The sequence below is a fragment of the Micromonospora sonneratiae genome, from assembly GCF_042679305.1.
GTDB classification, from domain to species: Bacteria; Actinomycetota; Actinomycetes; order Mycobacteriales; family Micromonosporaceae; genus Micromonospora_H; species Micromonospora_H sonneratiae.
On the sequence record NZ_JBHTMP010000093.1, the window covers coordinates 1 to 21340 of the forward strand.

Here is a 21340-nt window from a genome sequence, read left to right on the forward strand (position 1 = left end):
CCCGCTCCGCGTTGGCCTGCCGCAGCAGCGAGTCGGCCCGGCCGGCGATCGCCGCCACCCGCTCCTCAGCGGTACGGACGGCCAGCCGGACCTCCATCTCGTTCTGCCGGGCCGCCGGCAGGTACGCGGCCACTTCGTCGCGTTCGGCGGTGGACGGCTCCTCGTCGATCGGGGTCGCCTCGGCCAGCCGCAGCCGCTCCTCCAGTTCGGCCAGGCCGGCCAGGTCCCGGTCCCGGGAAGCCTCGGCCCGGGCCCGGGCCTCGGCCAGCCGCTCGGTCTCGGCCTTCGCCGAACGGGCAGCGGCCCCCAACTCGGCCAACCGGCGGGCTGCGGCGTTGCGCTGCCCCTCGGCCTCCCGCTTGACGGCTGCGGCGACGTTGACCGCCTCCTTGCGGGCGGCCACCTCGGCACGGGCCTCGGCCAGCTGTTCCCGCAGCTCGGCGCTGGTCTCCTCGGCGGTCAGCCGGTTCGCGCGGGCCTCCTCGACGGCCGCCTGCACCTCGATGAAACTGGGGGCCTTGGCCGAGCCGCCGGCCGCCGCATAGGCGCCGACCACGTCTCCGTCGGGCGTGACCGCGCGCAGCTCGGGGTTGTCGGCGACCAGCCGGGTCGCCGCTTCAAGATCCTTGACGAGTACGACGTCCCGCAGCGCCCGATGCACCGCCGGACGGATCTCGTCGGGGCAGCCGACCAGGTCCGGTGCCCAGCGGGCGCCCTCCGGCAGGGCCGGCCGCAGACTGTCGGCCGACCCGAGCATCCCCGGCCCGGCCGGACCACCGACCAGCAGGCTGGCCCGACCCGCGTCCTGGATCTTCAGCAACCGCATCGCCTCGGCCGCCTCGTCGACCCCGGTGACCGCGACCGCGTCCGCCAACATCCCGAGCGCGGCGGCCAGCGCCGCCTCGTGCCCGGGTGCGACGGTGAGCATCCCGGCCAGCCCGCCGAGCAGCCCAGGGACCTGCCCGGCCTGGGCCAGCAGCGCCCCGGCCCCGTCCTTGCGGCGCAGCCCCATGGCCAGCGCCTCTTCCCGGGCCTTCCAGGTCGCGGCGTCCTTCTCCGCTGCCCGCTCGGCTTCGGACAGGGCCCGTACGGTCGCCGACGCGGCCTCGTGCGCCGCGACCGCCTCCGCGTGTCGGGCGTCCAGGTCGGCGTTGTCCCGATCGGCCTCGCTGGACAACTCGGCGACGGCGTCGACCTCGGCCTGCGCCTTCTCGGCCCGCCCGAGGGCGTCGGCGTGCGCGGCGGCCAGTCGGGCGATCTCCTCGGCCGCCGAGCCGGTACGGGCCCGCGCCGAGTTGACCTGACCGGTCAGTTTGGCCAGCCCTTCCCGCCGGTCGGCAATGGCCTTCGCGGCGGTGACCAGGGCCCGTTCCGCCTCGGCCAGTTGCCGTTCGAGATGCTGCCGACCCTCCACCGCCTCGGCCAGCCGTACCTGGTCGTCGGTGAGCGCGGCCCGCAACTCCTCCTCGTGGTCGCGTACCTTCTCCGCCTCGGCCGCCAACTCGTCCGGGTCCCGCCCGGGGCGCTCGTCGTCGGGGGTGGCGCTGAGGTGCCGCAGCCGCTCCCGGGCGAGTTGTTCGGTCGACCGGAACCGCTCCTGTAGCGCGGCCAGCTTGTACCAGGTGTCCTGGGCGGCGGCCAACAGTGGCGCGTCCTCGGCCAGCGCGGCCTCCAGGTCGGCCAGTCGGTGCTGCACCTCGGTGTGCTCCTCCTCGACGATCGCCCGTCGTTCCCGCAGCGCGGTCTCGTCGGCGATCTCCTTGTCGAGGGTGGAACGCAGGGTGGCCAGGTCGTCGGCCAGCAGGCGCAGCCGGGCATCGCGCAGATTGGCCTGGATGACGGCCGCCCGCCGGGCCACCTCCGCCTGCCGGCCCAGGGGCTTGAGCTGGCGGCGCAACTCGGCGGTCAGGTCGGTGAGCCGGTTCAGGTTGGTCTGCATCGCGTCGAGCTTGCGCAGCGCCTTCTCCTTGCGCTTGCGATGCTTGAGTACGCCGGCCGCCTCCTCGACGAAGGCGCGCCGGTCCTCCGGCTTGGCGTGCAGTACGGCGTCGAGCTGCCCCTGGCCGACGATGACGTGCATCTCCCGGCCGATCCCGGAGTCGGAGAGCAGTTCCTGGATGTCCAGTAGCCGGCAGGAACTGCCGTTGATCTCGTACTCGCTCTCGCCGGAGCGGAACATCCGGCGGGTGATGGACACCTCGGTGTAGTCGATGGGCAGCGCACCATCGGTGTTGTCGATGGTGAGGGTCACCTCGGCGCGGCCGAGCGGCGCGCGGCCGGCGGTGCCGGCGAAGATGACGTCCTCCATTTTGCCGCCCCGCAACGCCTTGGCGCTGTGTTCACCGAGTACCCAGGCGATGGCGTCGACGACGTTCGACTTGCCCGAGCCGTTGGGACCCACCACGCAGGTGATGCCCGGCTCCAGTTTGAGGGTCGTCGCGGAGGCGAAGGACTTGAACCCCCGTACCGTCAGGGTCTTGAGATGCACGTTCCGATCCTCGTCCGACGTGACGGCCGACGGCGTCGGGCAGCCGGCTGCGGGAGCCTGGTCAACCCGCAGGGTAGCCCTGGCCGCGCCATCCACGGGCAACGGCACGCGCGACCAGCGTATCTGATGATCCGGTTGGGCCCGGGTCCGTGCCGACGGCGTTGCGGGTGCGGGCCCGGGTCCGGGGGCGTGTTCCCGCCTCCACGAACAAAACAGCGCGCCGCCACGAGTGTGTCGGCGCGCAATTCGTTCGGTGCGTTTCAGGGGTACCAGGCGTGGGCGCCGGTCGTCCCGACGCCCGGGACTTCTCAGGTCAGCGCGGGCTCGGCGAGACGCAGCAGATCGTCCGCCTCAGCCGCCGCAGCCGCAAGCCGATCATTTTCAGCACGCAGCCGGGTGATCTCGAACTCCAGTGCCTGAACCCTGGCACGCAATCGGGTGACCTCGTCGAGCATCCGCCGGTCAGGCGCCGCGCCAACGTGGCCGTAGAGGGCCTTCGCCATATTGTCTCCTTGTAATGCGCTGCCGGAATGGCCGGCCAACGCGCGCCCAACTCGTTCGCGACTATCTTCCCGCAGGCAAACGCGGGCATGACCGGGCGCGACTGGCGACTTCTAACATATTGGAGCGGTATCCCGACTTAGTCAAGTTGACCTGGGCGTAGATCACTTTCGTGTCAGCCGCCGTACTCGCTGCTCCCGCCCGGGGGCACGAACGGAGATCATCGTTCGGACACCAATGCGTTATCGATGACAAACTGACAGCACATAAACGATGATCTTCGCGGCCGAACCTTATGTCTTTCTTAGCCACGTTGCCCCAGCTCAGCGAAGCCCCGTAGCGTCAAAGACGGCGATATCCCGATCTTTCGGAGGCAACAGGGTGTACGACGGGGAAGACGAGATCAACCGATCTTCGACAGCACGGCGGGCAATACCGTCGTCCGGTCGAGGCCGGCATCGCGCCCCCCGGCGACGTAACCGCCCGCTGGTGCTGGCCGTCACCGGCACCGCGTTGGTGGGTCTGTTCGGACTCGGTGTGTCCCTGCTGCCGCCGAACTTCGCCGGCACCTCCGCCACCCCGACGCCGAGCACCGAACCGGGCGGGATGGGGGCGGCCGACCCGTTCGACGGCGGTACGACCCCGGCCGGCACCGCCACCGCGACCGGCTCCCCTTCCAGCACCGCCACGCCCCGGACGACCGGCACCGGTTCCCCGACCGCCCCGAGTCCGTCGCCAAGCCGTAAGGCAGCGTCGACGCCGACGCGTACCCCGGGCCGGACGTCCGTCGCCCCGGCACAGCCCGCTGGCGACACCCGGGAGGAGCAGGTTCTCTCGATCGTCAACAGCGAGCGGGCAGCGAACGGCTGCGGTGCCGTGAAGATCAACAGCAAGCTGGCCACGGCTGCCCGCGCACACAGTGCCGACCAGGCCGAGCACGACAAGATGACACACACCGGCAGCGACGGCAGTTCCTTCAGCCAGCGCGCCGAGCGGGCCGGCTACTCCAACGCGATCTCCGAGAACGTGGCCGCCGGCTACCGGACCCCGGCTGCGGTGATGGAAGGTTGGATGAACAGCGCGGGGCACCGGGCCAACATCCTGAACTGCCAGGCCAAGGCGATCGGCATCGGCGTGGTCGCCGCCGCCGACGGCACCCTCTACTGGACCCAGGTCTTCGGCTCCGTCGCCTGACCGCCTGACGTCGCGGCCTCGTCCGGTGTCGTCGACTCCGTCACTCGGATGGCAGCGGCCCGTGCCGCCGCGGCAGCTGACTCGTTCCTTATTGCGAGGGGGTGCCGCTCTTGACGACCGCAGGTCACTGAGATGCCGGAGAGATCACGACCCTGGCTCACTGCGGTCGCCTCGCTGGCCCTGGTCTGGGCCACTGCCGGCTGTGCACTACTGAAGGAGGAACCGGCGACGACTTCGTGGCCGGCCGGCCCCGGCCTGAGTTGGCAGTGGCAACTCAGCGGCACGCTCGATCCGGAGGCCGAGGCCAGGGTGTTCGTCCTCGACCCGTTCACCAACCCGGCCGAGGACACCCGGCGGCTGGCCGCCCGCGACCGACGGCTGATCTGTTACGTCGAGGTAGGGACGTACCTGCCCGCCCGGCCCGATGCCGCACGGTTCCCGGTTGGTGCCCTCGGTACGGCGGCCGACACCAGCGGCAGCCGGTGGTTGGACATCCGTCAGTGGTCGGTACTCGAACCGATCGTGGCGGACCGGTTCCGGCTCTGCCGGGGCAAGGGCTTCCATGCGGTCATGCCGGCTGGCATGGACGGGTACGCGAACAGCACCGGTTTCCCGCTGACCTTCGATGATCAGCTCGTCTTCAACCGCCGAGTGGCCAGCCTGGCCCGATCGCTCGGTCTGTCCCCCGGACTGACCAACGACCTCGATCAGGTCGTGGCCCTGGCCCCCGAGTTCGACTTCGCGGTCAACGAGGAGTGCTTCCAGCGGGGCGAGTGTGCTCGGCTCCTGCCGTTCATCCAGGCCGGCAAGGCGGTCTTCCACGTCGAGTACGACCAGCCGACCAGCGTCTTCTGCACTACCGCCATCGGTTACGGCTTCGCCTCGATACGTAAGAACCGCTCACTCGATGCCTGGCGTGAGCCCTGCCCGGAGTGACTGTGAGCCCCGCCCGGAGTGACCCCCCACGACGGCTGTCGAGCTGGGCGCACTGCTGCACCCAGCTCGACAGCTTCGAACCGGCCAGTGTCGGGCGGGCCTGCCAGCATCAGTGCGGTTGGCCGACCTCGTACTCGCCGTTCTGCTCGTTGACCACCTTGATGGTGACCCGCTTCTCCGCACCCTTGACCTTGACGGTGCAGGTGAAGGTGGCGTCCTTCTCGACCTTCTGCTCGGACGGGCACCGTACGTCGCTGACGTCCCCCTCACCGAAGTCCCTGGTGAGCACCCCGGCGATGCCCTTCTCCATCGCCTTGCTGTCGAAGACCGGGGTGCTCAACACCCGAACCAGCACCACAGCCAGCACGACCACCAGTACGGCACCGACACCGGTCACCAGCAGGATCTTGGGAGCCTTCGACTTCCGTCGCGGCTGCCCACTCGGCACCGGTACGGAGGGCGGCGCGGGTTGGGGCGGCCAGCCGGGCGGTGCAGCAGGTTGGCGAGGGCTCGGCTGCTGCCACTGCCCCGGTGCGCCCTGCGGCTGCATCGGTGGCCGCTGGGCAACCGTCGGTGTCGTGGGTGCCTGGGGCGGAGCCTTCGGGTACGCCGGGGCCTGCGGCTGCGCCTGCGGGAACGCCGGAGCCTTTGCCGGTGCTTGCGGGTGTGCCGGGGCCTGCGGCGGAGCCTTCGGATACGGCGGAGCCTGCGGGTACGCCGGAGCCTGAGGCTGCCCCTGCGGGTACACCGGAGCCTGCGGCGGTTGCCGAGGCGGCTGTCCGGGTCCAGCTGGTTGCTGCTGCCAACCCGGCGGCGGTGCCGGATATCCGGGCGTCGGATGGTTACCGGGCCTCGGGGCCGGTTGCTGCTGCCCGGCGGGAACGAACCGGCCCGGCGGTGGCCCAGGCTGTGCCGGGGGTACGGGCGGCGGTGGGCCGGGCCGTGCCGGGGGTACGGGCGGCGGTGGGCCGGGCCGTGGGGGCATCGCCTGCGGCGGTCCAGGTTGCCCGGGTCCAGGTTGCCCAGGATTAGGCTGCCCAGGACCAGGTTGGGGCGGCACGGGGCGATAGGGCCCCTGCGGCGGCGGCTGAGTCATGAGAGTAATCAGGTCCTATCTGGACAATCAGATAGGCTGGGACTTGAGGTCGCCAAGCCTGTCGTAGAAACGCTTCTTGCCGCTCTCGTCGAGCACGGTGACATCGGATCGGGGCGGCAGCGACGGAAAGTCCGCCTTTGTCGCGGCACCGGTGATGTCGTACCCGACCTGGATCTCGAAAGGCGACGGTCCGCCCTTGACCACACCGTTCATCTCGAACTTATCGACGCTCCCGTCCGCAGCGAACTTGATGTTGACGGGGATCAACTGCTTCAGCATTTCGTCAGTGACCTTCGCCTTCAGCACATCCGGCAGGACCAGCACCCGCGCTTCGAGGAACGCCTTCAGGGTGACGCCGGTGAGCAGTTCCACCCGACCGTCCGCATGTCGGGTGTACTTCTTGAGCAGACCAGCCGGATTCTCCTTCTGGGTCAACTCCATCGCGTCCAACATCTTGCAGCCGACCATGACACCGGTCATCGTGCAGACGTAGAAGCCGTCCTTCGGAAAGTGGGTCCGGTGGGAGACCCACGGTGTGGGTGCCAAACTGCGGTACAGCGTGCCCAGCAACAGCAGGTCCTGATCCGAGCCGGCCGGGTGGTACATGTCGATGTTGTCGCCGGCATGGCCGGACCTAGACCGGGTCAGCAGCGCGGGCGGCTCGCCGAGCACGTACGTGTCCACCTCGGACTTTGCTTTCTTGCCCTCGAAGCTGGCGAAGGTGAACACCGTGCCCTTGATGTTGGTGGCCTCGACGAAGTAGCGGCGCAGTCCGTCCAGTGACTCGACGAACCGGGCGGCCTGGTACTCCTCGGCCTGTTGCCGGGCGGGCAGCGCCAGCCCATCCGTCGGCACACTGCAACCGGTCAGCACGGTGAACCCGACCAGCACGCTCAACATTCGACGTGCCCCACGGCCCCGGGCCCGTCCCCGGATGGAAATGGCTGTCACTTGTCCGCCTCGAGGTAGAGGTCATAGGCCGTCTTACCCATCGTCGACCCGTAGAGCGTTTCGCTGTCCCCGACGGAACTGGTCGATACGACGTAACCTGCGCCCTTCACCGGATCGAACCGGGTCAACCAGGGACCACCGGAGCAGCCCGGTGTCATGACACACGGCAGCCCGTAGTCCCCGTGGACGCCGGGATGGGTCCGGGTGCTGGACGCGGAGCAGTAACGCATCGACTTCCCGTCGAAGGGCTTGGCGCTGGGATATCCCAACACCATCAACCCCTCCGGCCGGTGGCCGAACGCGATCCCCTGCGCCCCCAACGCCTGTTGGATCGTCTTGCCGTTGAGCGGGCGCATACGCAGGAAGGCGGTGTCGAACTGCCATCCGGATCCGGAGGTGCTCGTCGCGGTGGAGAAAGCGCTGTTCATGAACTGCTTCGTGACGAAGCCCGTTTCCGCGGACCACCGGCCGTGCGGCGCCTTACCGGCCTCGTCCCCGGGAACGAACATCACCTGCCGGACCCACTCCCGTCGCTCTCCCGTACCGAACAGGCAGTGTCCAGCCGTCGCCACGATCCTGCCGGACTTGGAGTTGACCACCGCGGCACTACAGACGTACGGCCGTCCGCCGAGGGTGAAGTAGAGCCGACCAACGGTACGTCCGCTCAGGCCGGCCTTGGACCACCGTTGGCCGCCGTTGTGGTCTCCGTTGGCGCTCGGCGGCACCTGATCCAGCGCACCGGTGGTGGGATGGATCGTCACCGAGACGGCCTCCTCCTCGGTGCCGGTGGTGTTCCCGTCCGGCTTGGGCAGGGGCGGCGCCTCGGCCTCGTCGGTGCGGTCCTTCGTCCAGTAGTCGTTGACCGACTGTGGCGAGTCGGCGAAGTCCTTACGCAGGTCGACCCGTTCGACGCCGGCCACCTCGTTCGCCAGGTCGGGTGTGTAGGCACCCGCCCTCGGAACGCCGGTCACCGTCGGTGCACAGGCAGCCAACAGGGTTGCACCGAAGACGCCGGCCACCGCCAGCACACCCGGCCGAGACCACAATCGCACGCTGTTCCGTCCCCACCCGCGACAATCGCGTCGTCACTGCCGTGGTCACCGGCCATCCCACAGGTGGGGCCACGGGCTCACGGGTTCCGCAGCTTATCGAACGGCCAGCTCACCCGACCAGGGAGACCCTTTCGGACACCCACTCCTCGGGATCGGACGAAGCAGCGACGGCCGGAAAGCATGTGGTCTGACCGGGAAATCAGCTCCTGGCCGCGGTCCTGGGGCGGGGTTGGCAACGTGGGCAACTGTGCGAGGAACGGTTCATGAACGGCTCCCGCCGGATCGGCGTACCGCACCGGTGGCAGGGCAGCCCCTCCCGGCCGTACACGTTGAGCGACCGGTCGAAGTAGCCGCTCTCGCCGTTGACGTTGACGTAGAGCGCATCGAAGCTCGTACCACCGACCTTGATGGCCTCTTCGAGCACGTCGCGTACGTGGCCGAGCAGTCGGCTGACCGCCGGGCCGGTGAGCGCGTCGGTCTGCCGGGCACCATGCAGACGCGCCCGCCACAGCGCCTCGTCCGCGTAGATGTTGCCCACCCCGGAGATCAGGGTCTGGTCGAGCAGCGCCCGCTTCACCTCGGTACGCCGACGGCGCAGCCCGGTCAGGAAGTCGGCGGCGGAGAACTCCGGATCGATCGGGTCCCGGGCGATGTGCGCGATCTCCGCAGGCAGCGTCGCGCCGCCCTCGGAGACCGACAGGCCGCCGAAGGTGCGCTGGTCGACGAAGCGGAGTTCCGAGCCGCCGTCGTCGTCGAAGGTGAACCGAATCCGCAGGTGGGTCTCGTCGGGTGCCTCCGGTGGCTGCACCAGGAGCTGCCCGGACATGCCGAGGTGCCCGACGATCGCGTCGCCGCTGTCCAACGGCAGCCAGAGGTACTTGCCCCGCCGACGGGCGTCGAGCACGGTCCGTCCGGCGAGTACGTCGGCGAAGTGCTCCGCACCGGGCACATGCCGCCGCACGGCACGCGGATGGCGTACGTCCACGGTGGCGATCCGCCGGCCGACCACCCACCGGGCCAGGCCCTCCCGGACGGTCTCCACCTCGGGCAACTCAGGCACGCGGTGTTCCCTGCTCGGCCGGAACCGACTCGACCGGCTCGACCGAGCCGGTCGGCTCCGCCGTCTGCTCGGAGAGCGTGCGCCAGGCGGCCTCGGCCGCCCGCTGCTCCGCTTCCTTCTTGCTGCGCCCCTCGGCACCGCCGTACCGGTTGCCGGCCACGACCACCCACGCGGTGAACGTCTTGAGGTGGTCCGGGCCGGCCTCGTCGATCCGGTACTCCGGGACCCCGAGCCCGAGCGACGCGGTCAACTCCTGGAGGCTGGTCTTCCAGTCCAGGGCCGCGCCCCGGCCGGCCGACTCGGCCATCAACGGGTCGAACAGCCGGTGGATGACGGTCTCGGTGGCCGGCAGCCCGTACTGCAGATAGATCGCGCCGAGCAGCGCCTCCAGCGTGTCGGCCAGGATGCTGGCCTTGTCCCGGCCACCGGTGATCTCCTCGCCCTTGCCGAGCAGCAGGTAGGGCCCGAGGCCCTCCGGGCCGAGCCCCCGGGCGACGTCGGCCAGTGCCCGCATGTTGACGACGCTGGCCCGCAGCTTGGCCAGTTGTCCTTCGGGCAGATCGGGGTGGTTGTGGAAGAGCGCCGACGTGATCACCACGCCGAGCACCGAGTCGCCGAGGAACTCCAGCCGCTCGTTGGTCGGCAGTCCGCCGTTCTCGTACGCGAACGAGCGGTGGGTCAGCGCGCGTTCGAGCAGTTCCGGCTCCAGCTTGACGCCGAACGCCGTCTCCAGGTGTTCCACCGGCGCTCGGCGTCGCTTGTCGTTGCTCATGCGGTTACCTCGGTGTTGTTCGTGTGGTGGTTCCGACCTGGCTCGACGGCCAGCAGGGTGGAGATCGCCGTAGCGGCGCGGCGACGATGCAGATGTGCGGCCAGGGCGATGCCGGAGGCGACGTCGTCCGCCCGGGCCGCACCGTGGCAGACGACGACGGTGCCGGCCACGCCCAGCAGGGCGGCGGCGCGGGGCGCACCCCCGTTCGCGGGTGGCCCACCGGCCATCGCGTACGCGCCCTCGATGGCTTTGAGCAGCACATTACCGGTGAACCCGTCGGTGACCACGACGTCGCAACGCTCGCCCAGCGCGATGTCGTACCCCTCGACCAGTCCGACGTACCGGGCGTCGCAGGGCAGTGGCTGGTCGGCGAGTGCCGGGTCCGCGGCCCGCCGGGCCCGATCCCCCTTGCCGGTCTCGGTGCCGATGGACAGCAGCCCGACCCGGGGTCGGGGTACGGCGTGGGCGACCGCCGCGTAGGCAGCGCCGAGAGCAGCGTGCCGGGACAGGGTGGTGGCGCTGGCCTCCACCGAACCGCCCACATCGAGAAGTACGACCGGCCCCTTGATGGCCGGCATCGTGGCCACCAGGGCGGGGCGGCGCACGCCCGGCCACCGGCCGAGGACGAGGGCGGCGGCGGTCACGGTGGCACCGGTGTCTCCGGCGGAGACGAGTGCGTCGGCGGTGCCGTCGGCGATGGCAGCGGCGGCGGCCCGCACGGTGGTCTCGGCCAGGCTGGCCCGTACGGGCTGGTCGTGGACCGAGCCTGCGGCCCAGGCCGGACGTACGGTCACCCGGTGACGGGCCGCCGGGGGCAGCACGTCGAGGAACCCACCGGCAGCCTCAGGCGGGCCGATGAGCAGCAGATGCAGGTGGGGATCGGCGTTGAACGCCCGCAGAGCGCCGTCAACCACGACGGCGGGAGCACCGTCCCCGCCGAGGAGGTCAACGGCGATCCGCGCGGTGCCCGGCTCCACTGGAACGCCGGCCGGATGAACTCGGCCGGCGTTGGCGGGAGCCGGTGCACCGGGCAGTCGCCTGGGCGCGCGCGCCAACCGACCCGATGTCGGAGGCGTCACTCGGTGTCCGGGTCAGACCTCGAGGACCTGACGGCCGTTGTAGGTGCCACAGACACCACACGCGGCGTGCGGCAGCTTCGGCGACTTGCACTGCGGGCACGCCACGGTCGCGACCGCCGCAACCTTCCAGTTCGCCCGGCGGGACCGGGTGTTGCTGCGCGACATCTTGCGCTTGGGGACGGCCACGGTTCTTACTCCTCTTGACGGGTCAGTTGCGACAGGCCAGCCCAGCGCGGGTCGATCTGCTGGTGGCTGTGGTCAGCCGGCAGTTCGTCCCAGTGCACTCCACACTCGGAGCACAGCCCTGGGCAGTCGTCTCGGCACAGCGGGTTGGTCGGCAGTGCGAGCACCACCGCGTCCCGCAACGCCGGCTCCAGGTCGATCAGATCGCCCTGCATCCGGCCCACCTCGTCCTCGTCGGCCGTCTCGTCCGTGGTGCTGTTCTCGTATGCGTACAGCTCCTGGATCCTGACGACCAGCGAGTCGCTGATCGGGCGCAGGCAACGGCCGCACTCGCCCTCGACGGGACCGGCGACGGTCCCCGAGACGAGCACGCCCTCGGACACCGACTCGAGCCTCAGGTCGAGACTGAGTTCAGCGCCTTCCGGCACGCCGATCAGCTCCAGCCCGAGGTCCGCTGGCGCCGACACCACCCGCTTGACCGTACGCAACGCGCCAGGTCGGCGCGGCAGTTCCCTCGTGTCGAGGACCAGCGGCGACCTGGGGCTGAGTTGGTTTGGCGAAGGTTTGGGCATAGTCAGACTCCGGCCTGTGTGTGGCCGACATGTGAGGTTACCTGGGCAGCGGGCCCAGCGTCGAACCGGGGCACCTCTGACCGCAGCGGGACCGCACCGAAGCGTACCCGGCCCGCGCCCCGGGCCGACCCGGCCCATCGCCCCTGGCGGAACCGACCATCGCCGCTGGCGGAACCGAAGCGTGACCCCCGGGGCGAAACCGGCTCAGAACGACAGCGGACGCTCACTGTCCTCGCCGCCGAAGGTGCCGATCTCCCGCAGCGCATGCATCTTGTCCCGCCCGCGCTCGATCGAGGCCAGCGCCCGGGTGAGGAACTGCTCGAAATTGGCCAGCGCGGTGTCGACGTAGTCGTCGACCTCGTCGCGCAGCCGCTGCGCCTCCGCCCGCGCCTCCGCGATGATCCGGGCCCCCTCGTGCTCGGCGGAAACCGTGATCTCGTTGATCGAGACCAGCCGGGCGTGCTCGGCCTCACCCTCACTGATGATCCGGTCGGCCTCCCGCTTCCCGGCATCCATGATCTTGTCCCGCTCCCCGAGCAGGACAGCGGCTCGCCGCAGGTCGGCGGGGAGTTCGGCGCGCAGCTCGTCGAGGGCGCCGATCATCTCGCCTCGGTCGACCATGCAGTTGTTGCGCGACATCGGGACGGACCGGGCCGCCTCCACCATGGCGATGATCTCGTCGATGCGGTCGAGCGGGTCCACCGGCACCTCACTCCTGTCATTTGGTCGGCCGAACCTCCATAATGCGACGTCCGACCGAATTACTGCTCACCCAATGATGCGTCCCGCATACGACCGGGTGGCCATACCTCTTTCGGCGCGGCGCGTCGTCCGATCGGCTCGACCGACCGTACGCCGGCCGGTCAACCTTCCTGGGTCGGCACCAGGCGTTGCCGCAGAAGATCACCGACCAGGTCCGGCACATGCGCGGAGACGTCACCACCCCACTTGGCGACGTCCTTGACCAGGCTCGACGACAGGAAGGAATAGAGCGGGTTGGTCGGCATGAAGAGCGTCTCGACGCCGGCCAGACCGATGTTCATCTGTGCCATCTGCAACTCGTAATCGAAGTCGCTGACCGCCCGCAGCCCCTTGATCAGAACTTCCGCCTGCTGTGCCCGGCAGAAATCGACCAGGAGCCCTCGGAACGACTCCACCCGGACATTGTCGTATGAGGCGGTCACCTCGCGGAGCATCGCTATCCGCTCCTCGATGGTGAACAGACCGCTCTTCGACTGGTTGATCAGCACCCCGACGATGACCTCGTCGAACAGTCGACTCGCTCGACCGATGATGTCGAGGTGACCGTTGGTGACCGGGTCGAATGATCCAGGACACACCGCACGTCTCATGAGCGGCGACCGTACCAAAGGGTGGTCTCCCCGTACCGTCGGCTGCGTTCGGCAGTGACGCCTTCCACCCAGTCGACCGGTCCGGTCCGGCTCGACCGCTCCACCACGACCACGGCGTCCGCCGCCAGCCAGCCACCGTCGACCAGCGCGGCCAGCGTCGTGGTGATCTCCTCGGCCGGTACGGAGTACGGCGGGTCGGCGAAGACCACGTCGTACGGCCCATCGGTCGGACCGGCAGCCAATACCTGCGACACCTTCGCGGTATTCAACCGGGCGGCCGGTGTGGCCCGCAGAACGGTCAGGTTCTCCCGGATGATCCGGGCGGCCCGGGGATCCGATTCGACGAGCAGCACATGCGCCGCACCCCTGGACAGGGCCTCCAGACCGACCGCGCCGGAGCCCGCGTAAAGGTCGAGAAAACGGCTGTCGTCCAGATCGGTCATCGTCTCCAGTGCACTGAACAACGCCTCACGCACCCGGTCGGAAGTCGGCCGGGTATGTGCTCCGGGCGGGGCGACGATGCGCCGGCCGCCGAACGTACCCGCGACGATCCGGGTCATCTCGATTCCCCTTGCATGCCGTTGACGTTACGTGACAACCGGCCGACCTCGACCGGCACGGGAGATGGACCCAAAAGCATCAGGCGGTCACCTTCGGTAGATCAATCATTTCAACTCGACAACATCATTCTTAGCGTCGTCTAAAGGACACTTTGCCGTCGCCGCAATCGCTAAGGTCTGGCGCTGGGCGGGCAACGGTTGGCCTGCCACTCGTGCAGAAGAACCAAATGGCCCACAAGCCGGGCCTGAGTTCAGTTCACCGCCCCCGGCGCCACGCTTAGACATCCCCATTTTCCAGGAGTACGCGTGATCCGTCCCAAGCTGTCGCTGCGGCGACCGCTCGCCATCCTCGGGGCCGCCGTAGTCGGCCTCGCGGCGGCAGTGGCCGTCGCCGCGCCCGCAAGCGCGCACCACACCGTGATCAAGGGCACGACGGTATGCGAGCCCACCACCGGCAAGAAAATCATCACGTGGACGGTGACCCACAGCGAGCGTGACAAGCACGCCACGCTGGTGAAGGTCACCCCCAGCATCAACAGCCCGGTCAGCAACATCGAGGGCACAGTTCTCGCTCCTCTCGGCAAGCAGGGCGACACCGTCGTCGGCACCCAGGAGGTAGCCGGGGACCAGACCGGTACCGCCAAGCTCTCCGTCTACGCGACCTGGTCCAAGAACGGCCGGATCACGGACAAGAAGACGAACGATGGCACGGCCGACCTCGGCCGGGGCACCTGTGAGCAGGCCCCGCCGCCCTGTGTCTCGGCCAGCGAGGCGAAGTTCAAGCACACCTTCGACGGTCCCGGCGGAAAGGCCACTGTCGAACTGGTCGGCGAGCGTCCACTGTGCGAGGGCGTCGAACAGCCCTTCACGCTGGTCTCCTACTTCGCGCCGCGGCCGGAGTTCTCCGTGCCGCAGTACGTCTACGGTGAGCCCGACACCGACACGATCAAGGCTGGCCAGACCAAGATCGAGCTCAACGTCGAACTGCCCGACTGCCACACCCAGGTCGACCTGATCTGGGGCGGCCGGGACCAGGTCATCGAGGAGATCGTCAAGGACGGCCCGACCTACGGCAACAAGAAGCTGGGCAGCCCCGGCGCGCCGGGCAACCGGTCCTCGGGCCCCAACGGCTGGTACAACGGCGGCAGCAAGGCCTGCCAGCAGCCGGCTGCCGAGTTCGTGTCCAACTGTGACGGCAGCGTCATCGTCAACCTCAGCAACAACGGCAAGATCAGCAAGTACCCGGTGGAGTTCACCATCACCGCCGGTTCGTGGACCAAGAAGGTCACCGTCGCCGCGAACAAGGGCGAGACCGTCGAGGTTCCGGCTGAGCACGCCGCTGAGGTCATCGTGACGGCGGACGGCTTCGAGGCCAAGCCCTACAAGTGGCAGCGGCCCGAGAACTGCGAGCTGCCGACCGTGGTCGCCGAGTCCGACTGCGAGAGCTTCACGGTGGGTGTGCAGAACCCGGAGGGTGTCACCCCGGTCGAGGCGAAGATCGTCTACGGCGACAAGACCGAGACGGTGACCGTTCCGGCTGGCGAGACCAAGACCGTCAAGTTCAAGGCGTCCGACGCCGAGGCGGCGATCGTCACCTTCACCGGCCTTGACATCGAGCCGTTCGAGGCCGTCTACGAGAAGCCGGCCAACTGCGGTGGCGACGGTGGCGGCCTGCCCGTTACCGGTGCCGCTGCCGGTGGCATCGCGGCCGGTGCCGTGGTCCTGCTGATCGCCGGTATCGCGCTGTTCTTCGTGGCCCGCCGTCGTCGGCTGCGGTTCACCGCCTGAGGCTGACCCGACCCGGGTCGACCTGAGCAACGACAACTGAAGAACCGCCGAGGGCGGGTGACCGATCCGGTCACCCGCCCTCGGTGCGTCTTCGACACGACAGGGACTGCCCTGCCCCGGGTCAGCCCTTCTCCAGGTATCCGGCGCGCTCCTCGTCGACCAGGACGGCCACCGAGGCGGCCAGGGCCGGATGCCGTTCCAGCTCCGGGTCCTCCTCGACCAGCGCGATCGCCTCGGCCCGCGCGTCACGGATCAGATCCGTGTCCTTCAGCAGCGACAACAGCCGCAGGTGCGAACGCCGACCGGACTGGGTCGCCCCGAGCACGTCACCCTCGCGGCGCTGTTCCAGGTCGAGTTCGGCCAACCGGAACCCGTCGGTGGTGGAGGCCACCGCGTCCAGGCGCTCCCGGGCCGGGGAGCCTTCCAGCGTCTCGGAGACCAGCAGGCACAGTCCCGGTGCCGAGCCCCGACCGACCCGACCCCGGAGCTGGTGCAACTGGGACACGCCGAACCGGTCGGCGTCCAGGACGATCATCACGGTCGCGTTCGGCACGTTGACGCCCACCTCGACCACCGTGGTCGCCACCAGCACGTCGATGTCACCGGCGGCGAACGAACGCATCACCGCGTCCTTCTCGTCGGCCGGCAGCCGGCCGTGCAGCATCCCGATCCGCAACCCGTGCAGCGGCCCCTCGGCCAGCAGCGGCGCGACCTCCGCCACCGCCAACGGAGGACGCCGACCCGAGTCGTCCGCCGACGGCGGTTCCTCCTCGGACTCCGGCCCGGATCCGATCCGTGGGCAGACCACGTACGCCTGGTGGCCGGCGGCCACCTCCTCGCGCAACCGACGCCACGCCCGGTCCAGATAGGCGGGCTTCTCGGCGGCCGGTACGACGTGCGAGGCGATCGGCGAGCGTCCACTCGGCAACTGGGCCAGGGTGGAGGTCTCCAGGTCGCCGTAGACGGTCATCGCCACCGTGCGCGGGATCGGCGTCGCCGTCATCACCAGCACGTGCGGCGGCTGCTCGGCCTTGGCCCGTAAGGCGTCGCGCTGTTCCACCCCGAACCGGTGCTGCTCGTCCACCACCACCAGCCCGAGGTCGGCGAAGTCGACCCCCTCGTAGAGCAGGGCGTGGGTGCCCAGCACGATGCCCGCGTTGCCGCTGGCCACCTCCTCCAGCGCGTGCCGCCGGGCCGCCGCGCCCAGCGAACCGGTGACCAGGGCGACCCGGGTGCCGTCCGGGTCGCCGTCCAGCTCACCGGCCCGACCGAGCGGGCCGAGCAGGTCGAGGATGCCCCGGTAGTGCTGGGCGGCCAGCACCTCGGTCGGGGCCAGCAGCGCGGCCTGCCCACCCGCGTCGACGACCTGGAGCATGGCCCGTAACGCCACCAGCGTCTTGCCGGAGCCGACCTCGCCCTGCAAGAGCCGGTGCATCGGATGTGCGGTGGCCAGATCGGCGGCGATCTCCGTACCGACGGTGACCTGCCCGGCGGTCAGCTCGTAGGGCAGCTTCGCGTCGAAGGCGGCCAGCAGCCCGGCGTCGCGTGGTGGCCGGGGTCGCGCCGGCCACGCCGCCGCGCGGTGCTTGCGCTGGACGAGCGTGATCTGTACGGCGAACGCCTCGTCCCATTTCAGCCGCCGTCGGGCCCGGTAGAGGTCCTCCTTGGTGGACGGCCGGTGGATCTCCCGTAGGGCGGTACCGAGACCGACCAGGTTGCGGGTGGCCCGTACCGTCGCCGGCAGCGGATCCTCCGGCGGGGTGAAGGTGTCCAGCACCACCCGAACACATCGGGCGATCACCCAGGTGGGCACCGCCGCAGCGGCCGGGTAGACCGGGATCAGGGCCCCGGCGAACTCCTCGATCTCGGGCGACCAGTCTGACCCCGCGTCACGCGACCTGGCGTGCTCGGACCGGTCGTCGCTGGCCGCCGCCTCCCCGTCGGCGGGGCCGTCGCCGAGCAGCACGTAGTCCGGGCCGTTGAGCTGGCGCTTGCCCCGGAACTCGGTGACCTTGCCGGCGAACAGTCCCCACCGGCCGGGACGCAGTTCCCGTTCCCGCCACGCCTGGTTACCGAAGAAGGTCAGGGTCAACTGCCCGCCGGAACCGTCCTCGACGGTGACCTCGAGCAGGTTGCCCCGCCGCTGCCGCATCGGGCGGACCGCCGTACGACGCACCTGGCCGAGCACGGTCACCTCCTCGCCCACGGCCAGGGAGCGGATGTCGGTGTGCTCGCCCCGCTCGTCGTAGCGCCGGGGGAAGTGGTAGATCAGGTCACCGGCGGTGTGCAGGTCGAGGTGGCTGGCCAGCGCCTTGGCCGTCTTCTCCCCGACCAGCTTCTTCAGCGGTGTCTCCACCGAGGACTGCTCGGTCATTCGACCCCCACCAGCAACGGATAGTGCGGTTGCCCGCCGGAATAGCCCTGCACCTCGACGAACGGCCAGTGCCGGGCGACGTGTGCCTGGACCGTGTCGGCCAGCCGGGCCGGAGCGTCGGCACCGAGCAGCAGGGTCACCAGTTCGCCACCGCCGCCGAGCATCCGGTCGACCAGGGCTGTGGAGGTGTCCGCCAGGTCCGAGCCGATCAGGTGGACCTCCCCGTCGACCAGGGCGAGTACGTCTCCCGGCTGACACGGGCCGGCGACCGTCAACGCCTCCCGGCTGGCATAGCAGACCTCGCCGGAGCGGCAGGCCCCGGCCGCCTCCGCCATCGCGATCACGTCGTCCTCGAAGCGTCGGCCGGGATCGCGTACGGCCAGCGCCGCCAGCGCCTGCACCGGCGACCGGGTCGGCACGACGCTGACCTTCAGGCCGAGCGTGTGGGCCTCCCGGGCCGCCGCTGAGGCCACGGTCTGGGTGTCCCGGTCGTTGGGCAGCACCACCACCCGGGCGGCACCGGTCGACTCGATGGCCGTCAGCAGGTCACCGATGGACGGCTTGCCGGCCACCACCGTGGCCCCCTCGGCGGTGAACAGTTCCGTCAGCCCGGTGCCGGCCGCCACCACCACGGCAGCCCGCCGTCCCCGGTCGGGTACGGCCGGCGGCCGGTCCTCCGGTCGATCAGCGACCGGCTGGCTTTCGATCCGGTCGGCGACCGGCTGATCCCCGATCTGGTCGGCGAACCTGGTGACGGAGATCTGGTGCGGCCGACCGGCGACCACCCCCGCCTCCACCGCCGCGCCGACGTCGTTGACGTGCACGTGCACCTGCCAGGTGGAGGGCCCGCCGTCCGCCCCGGTGCCGTCACCGACCACCACCAGCGAGTCACCGAGCCCGGCCAGTACGCCCCGCAGTCGGTCGACCGCCGCCGCGTCCGCGTCGAGCAGGTACTGCACCTCGTAGGCGTACTCCAGGGAACCGGTCTCCCGGGGCACGGACGCGAGCCGGTGGGCCCGGGGTTGCGTGGGCTCCGCCCGACGGGCCGGTGACGGTGGGTACGCCGGCCGGTCCGGGCGCTGTCCGGTGACCACCTCCACCAGGGCGTCCAGCAGCAGACAGAGGCCCCGCCCGCCGGCATCGACCACCCCGGCCCGGCCCAGCTCCGGTAGTTGTTCGGGGGTACGCCCGAGGGCCTCGGCACCGGCCGTCGCGGCGGCCCGGGTCACCACCGCAAGATCGTCGGTGTCGGTCTGCTCGGCGGCCTCCGCCGCAGCGGCGACCACCGACAGCAGGGTGCCCTCGACCGGTTTGGCCACCGCCGTGTAGGCCGCCGCGCTGGCCGAACGCAACGCACCGGCCAGCGCCCGGCCCCGCACCACCGGTGCCTCGGCCAACGCGTCGGCGAGGCCCCGCAGGATCTGCGCCACGATCACCCCGGAGTTGCCCCGGGCACCGAGCAACGCGCCCCGGGCCATCAGGCGCAACGCCCGCCCGTGGGCCGTCGGTTCACCCTGTGGGGAGACTTCGAGGCCGGAGGTCAGCGCCTGCTGCGCGGAGGTGAAGGTGAGCACCAGGTTGGTGCCGGTGTCGCCGTCGGGCACCGGATAGACGTTCAGCTCGTCGATCTCGCCCTGATGCCGCTTGAGGGCCGCCAGTCCACCCGCGCACCACCGGTGTACGGCGGCGGCATCCACGGCGTCCAGCATGAGCAGAAGCCTACTGTCGTCCCCTGACAGGCCGGTGACCACGGACTACACCGTCGTACCCGCGTCGTAACGGGGAGACTGCGGGCGTCGCGTCGGACGCGGCCCCGACCGATGGTCCTGTCGCACGGTTCGGGCAGGATCCCGGCACATGACGGACGACCTGTTCACCGGCCTCGACAAGATCCGCTGGAGCCGGCTACGGCATGCGTACGGGTCCGCAGCCGAGGTCCCCGACCTGCTACGTGGCCTGGTCGACCCCGACCCCGCCGTACGGGAGGTGGCGCTCGACGGCATGTACGGCGCGGTGCACCACCAGGGCGACGTCTACCCCTGCACGATCGCGGCGATCCCGTTCCTGTTACGCATCGCGCAGCATCCCGGGTCACCCGGCCGGGCGGCGGTGGTGCAGCTGCTGGCCAGCATCGGAAGCGCCGAGGACCCGACCGAGCTGACCGGGCACCACCGGCGGGCCAACCAGGCGGTCGCCGAGGCGTACCCGCTGTGGGTCACCCTGCTGGAGGATCCGGACCCGGAGGTACGCGCCGCCGCAACCGCCGTGTTGCCGGCCTGCCCGCAGCAGGCACCAGCGACGGTGACACGGCTGCTCGACCGCCTGTCGGACGAGGACGAGGACGATCCGACGGTCCGGGCGGCGATCGTACGGGTCGCGGCCGAACTGGCCCGTCTTGCCGGGGACACCACCGCGGTTCGGGAGCGGCTGACCGGGATGCTGTCGACCGACCCGGACCCGCGGCTGCAGCTGGTGGCCCTGGCCGAGCTGGCGGAACTGGCCGCGTCGCCCAGCGGACCCACCGACCAACCGATGGTCGGGGTCGACGACGCGCTCCCCCTGCTGACCGCCGTCTACCAGGCGGGCACACCCGCCACGCCACCCGCCGGCTTCGAGACCGGCACCCTCATCGGCGCGGTACGGCTGCTGCATGAGCAGAGCAACGACGGCCGACGCTCACCCGGTGCCGCCAACCTGGTCCGCAGCGTGAGCGCCTCGTTCGGCAACCGGGTACCCGACCGGGTGCGGTTGCTGACCGCCCTGCTGCGCTCCCCGGACTGGGAGTGCCGGCTCGACGCCCTGTTTCCGGCCAGCAACCTCGTCGACGGATGGCGTGGCGACTACGCCGAACTGATCTCCCTGGTCGGCGACCAGGTAGGCGACGGACAGCCGCAGCTGTGTTCCCGGGCCGTCCAGGTCCTGGAGAATCTGGGTGGGGTCGCGGCACCCGCCGCCGATGCGCTGGCAACCGTCCTGGCCGCCACGGCCGAGCGGGTGGCACCCCATTCCAGGACGACCGGGCAGACCCCATGGGTGATCGAGTGGGCCCAGGCTCTGCCCACCGTGGGTCCGGCCCTGCGGGCGCTCAGCGGGGCGGGCGACCCCCGGGCACTACCGATGCTGGCCTGGGCGCTCGACCTGGAACGGATGCCCCGTGACGTGGGTTACCTGGTTGCCCAGTTCGGTGACCGGGCCGCCCCCCTCGTGCCGGGCATCCGCCGCCGCCTGGGCGATCTGCCCACCGACGAGCCACACGACGACCGTCGCGACAGTCTCGCCGCCGCGCTCGCCCGGATCGGCCCGGCCACCGCCGACGCCCTGCCCGAACTGCTCGACCTGCCGGTCACCCCGGCCGTGCAGCGGGCACTGGCCGCGATCGGCC

The 21340-nt window shown here is 70.4% G+C and carries 20 protein-coding genes; 5 read left to right on the forward strand and 15 right to left on the reverse strand.

Annotation, left to right across the window (positions count from 1 at the left end):
• Both smc and ACFQ4H_RS32195 read right to left on the reverse strand, forming a co-directional pair.
• Positions 1–2488 (reverse strand): chromosome segregation protein SMC (gene smc, locus ACFQ4H_RS32190; RefSeq protein ID WP_377578566.1); only part of this gene is annotated, 2488 nt, incomplete at its 3' end.
• Positions 2489–2796: 308 nt separating this feature from the next.
• On the reverse strand, positions 2797–2991 hold the full coding sequence (locus ACFQ4H_RS32195; RefSeq protein WP_184533582.1) for a hypothetical protein: 195 nt from the start codon (positions 2989–2991) through the stop codon (positions 2797–2799).
• 487 nt (positions 2992–3478) lie between these two features.
• On the opposite strand from ACFQ4H_RS32195, the gene ACFQ4H_RS32200 reads away from it, so the two are divergent.
• Both ACFQ4H_RS32200 and ACFQ4H_RS32205 read left to right on the forward strand, forming a co-directional pair.
• The gene (locus ACFQ4H_RS32200; RefSeq protein WP_377578568.1) at positions 3479–4183 is read left to right on the forward strand and encodes a CAP domain-containing protein; all 705 of its coding nucleotides are present in this window, start codon (positions 3479–3481) and stop codon (positions 4181–4183) included.
• A gap of 132 nt (positions 4184–4315) precedes the next feature.
• Entirely contained in the window at positions 4316–5119 is an 804-nt protein-coding gene (locus ACFQ4H_RS32205; protein ID WP_377578570.1) for an endo alpha-1,4 polygalactosaminidase, read from the forward strand.
• A gap of 109 nt (positions 5120–5228) precedes the next feature.
• On the opposite strand, the gene ACFQ4H_RS32210 is transcribed toward ACFQ4H_RS32205, so the two are convergent.
• A complete protein-coding gene (locus ACFQ4H_RS32210) occupies positions 5229–5516 on the reverse strand; it encodes a DUF4333 domain-containing protein (RefSeq protein WP_377578572.1) in 288 nt (95 codons plus the stop codon).
• A gap of 257 nt (positions 5517–5773) precedes the next feature.
• On the opposite strand from ACFQ4H_RS32210, the gene ACFQ4H_RS32215 reads away from it, so the two are divergent.
• Positions 5774–6151: a hypothetical protein gene (locus ACFQ4H_RS32215; RefSeq protein WP_377578574.1), complete on the forward strand. Its 378-nt coding sequence runs from the start codon at positions 5774–5776 to the stop codon at positions 6149–6151.
• A 91-nt stretch (positions 6152–6242) separates the two neighbouring features.
• Here ACFQ4H_RS32215 and ACFQ4H_RS32220 read toward each other — a convergent pair whose 3' ends face one another.
• The 10 genes from ACFQ4H_RS32220 to rsmD form a co-directional block, all read right to left on the reverse strand.
• A complete protein-coding gene (locus ACFQ4H_RS32220) occupies positions 6243–7166 on the reverse strand; it encodes a hypothetical protein (protein WP_377578576.1) in 924 nt (307 codons plus the stop codon).
• Positions 7163–8218: a trypsin-like serine peptidase gene (locus tag ACFQ4H_RS32225; protein ID WP_377578578.1), complete on the reverse strand. Its 1056-nt coding sequence runs from the start codon at positions 8216–8218 to the stop codon at positions 7163–7165. Before ACFQ4H_RS32225 ends, ACFQ4H_RS32220 begins: the two co-directional genes overlap by 4 nt.
• 199 nt (positions 8219–8417) lie before the next feature.
• Positions 8418–9278 (reverse strand): bifunctional DNA-formamidopyrimidine glycosylase/DNA-(apurinic or apyrimidinic site) lyase, encoded by an 861-nt coding sequence (gene mutM / locus ACFQ4H_RS32230; RefSeq protein WP_377578580.1) that lies wholly within the window; start codon positions 9276–9278, stop codon positions 8418–8420.
• Positions 9271–10050 (reverse strand): ribonuclease III, encoded by a 780-nt coding sequence (rnc, locus tag ACFQ4H_RS32235; protein WP_377578582.1) that lies wholly within the window; start codon positions 10048–10050, stop codon positions 9271–9273. The genes mutM and rnc overlap by 8 nt, the downstream gene beginning before the upstream one ends.
• A complete protein-coding gene (locus ACFQ4H_RS32240) occupies positions 10047–11027 on the reverse strand; it encodes a phosphate acyltransferase PlsX (protein ID WP_377578584.1) in 981 nt (326 codons plus the stop codon). The genes rnc and ACFQ4H_RS32240 overlap by 4 nt, the downstream gene beginning before the upstream one ends.
• A gap of 114 nt (positions 11028–11141) precedes the next feature.
• Positions 11142–11315: a 50S ribosomal protein L32 gene (rpmF, locus tag ACFQ4H_RS32245; protein ID WP_377578586.1), complete on the reverse strand. Its 174-nt coding sequence runs from the start codon at positions 11313–11315 to the stop codon at positions 11142–11144.
• A gap of 5 nt (positions 11316–11320) precedes the next feature.
• Complete coding sequence (locus tag ACFQ4H_RS32250) at positions 11321–11884, reverse strand: YceD family protein (RefSeq protein ID WP_377578588.1); 564 nt, start codon at positions 11882–11884, stop codon at positions 11321–11323.
• Positions 11885–12088: 204 nt separating this feature from the next.
• Positions 12089–12586, reverse strand: coding sequence for a hypothetical protein (locus tag ACFQ4H_RS32255; RefSeq protein WP_377578590.1), 498 nt, complete (start codon positions 12584–12586; stop codon positions 12089–12091).
• Between the two features lie 161 nt (positions 12587–12747).
• A complete protein-coding gene (gene coaD / locus ACFQ4H_RS32260) occupies positions 12748–13236 on the reverse strand; it encodes a pantetheine-phosphate adenylyltransferase (protein ID WP_377578592.1) in 489 nt (162 codons plus the stop codon).
• Positions 13233–13802, reverse strand: coding sequence for a 16S rRNA (guanine(966)-N(2))-methyltransferase RsmD (rsmD, locus tag ACFQ4H_RS32265; protein WP_377578602.1), 570 nt, complete (start codon positions 13800–13802; stop codon positions 13233–13235). Before rsmD ends, coaD begins: the two co-directional genes overlap by 4 nt.
• A 300-nt stretch (positions 13803–14102) precedes the next feature.
• On the opposite strand from rsmD, the gene ACFQ4H_RS32270 reads away from it, so the two are divergent.
• The gene (locus ACFQ4H_RS32270; protein WP_377578594.1) at positions 14103–15584 is read left to right on the forward strand and encodes a cell wall anchor protein; all 1482 of its coding nucleotides are present in this window, start codon (positions 14103–14105) and stop codon (positions 15582–15584) included.
• 121 nt (positions 15585–15705) lie between these two features.
• On the opposite strand, the gene recG is transcribed toward ACFQ4H_RS32270, so the two are convergent.
• On the reverse strand, positions 15706–17958 hold the full coding sequence (gene recG / locus ACFQ4H_RS32275) for an ATP-dependent DNA helicase RecG (RefSeq protein WP_377578596.1): 2253 nt from the start codon (positions 17956–17958) through the stop codon (positions 15706–15708).
• Entirely contained in the window at positions 17955–19667 is a 1713-nt protein-coding gene (locus ACFQ4H_RS32280; RefSeq protein ID WP_377578598.1) for a DAK2 domain-containing protein, read from the reverse strand. Before ACFQ4H_RS32280 ends, recG begins: the two co-directional genes overlap by 4 nt.
• Positions 19668–19815: 148 nt before the next feature.
• On the opposite strand from ACFQ4H_RS32280, the gene ACFQ4H_RS32285 reads away from it, so the two are divergent.
• The coding region (locus ACFQ4H_RS32285) for a HEAT repeat domain-containing protein (RefSeq protein ID WP_377578600.1) at positions 19816–21340 on the forward strand (1525 nt) is incomplete at its 3' end.

Excerpts from the sequence above, each read along its gene's own strand:
- ACFQ4H_RS32195 (WP_184533582.1), bottom strand. The coding sequence starts at position 2,991 with ATGGCGAAGGCCCTCTACGGCCACGTTGGCGCGGCGCCTGACCGGCGG.
- ACFQ4H_RS32205 (WP_377578570.1), top strand. The coding sequence starts at position 4,316 with ATGCCGGAGAGATCACGACCCTGGCTCACTGCGGTCGCCTCGCTGGCC.
- rnc (WP_377578582.1), bottom strand. The coding sequence starts at position 10,050 with ATGAGCAACGACAAGCGACGCCGAGCGCCGGTGGAACACCTGGAGACG.
- ACFQ4H_RS32250 (WP_377578588.1), bottom strand. The coding sequence starts at position 11,884 with ATGCCCAAACCTTCGCCAAACCAACTCAGCCCCAGGTCGCCGCTGGTC.
- coaD (WP_377578592.1), bottom strand. The coding sequence starts at position 13,236 with ATGAGACGTGCGGTGTGTCCTGGATCATTCGACCCGGTCACCAACGGT.
- recG (WP_377578596.1), bottom strand. The coding sequence starts at position 17,958 with ATGACCGAGCAGTCCTCGGTGGAGACACCGCTGAAGAAGCTGGTCGGG.
- ACFQ4H_RS32280 (WP_377578598.1), bottom strand. The coding sequence starts at position 19,667 with ATGCTGGACGCCGTGGATGCCGCCGCCGTACACCGGTGGTGCGCGGGT.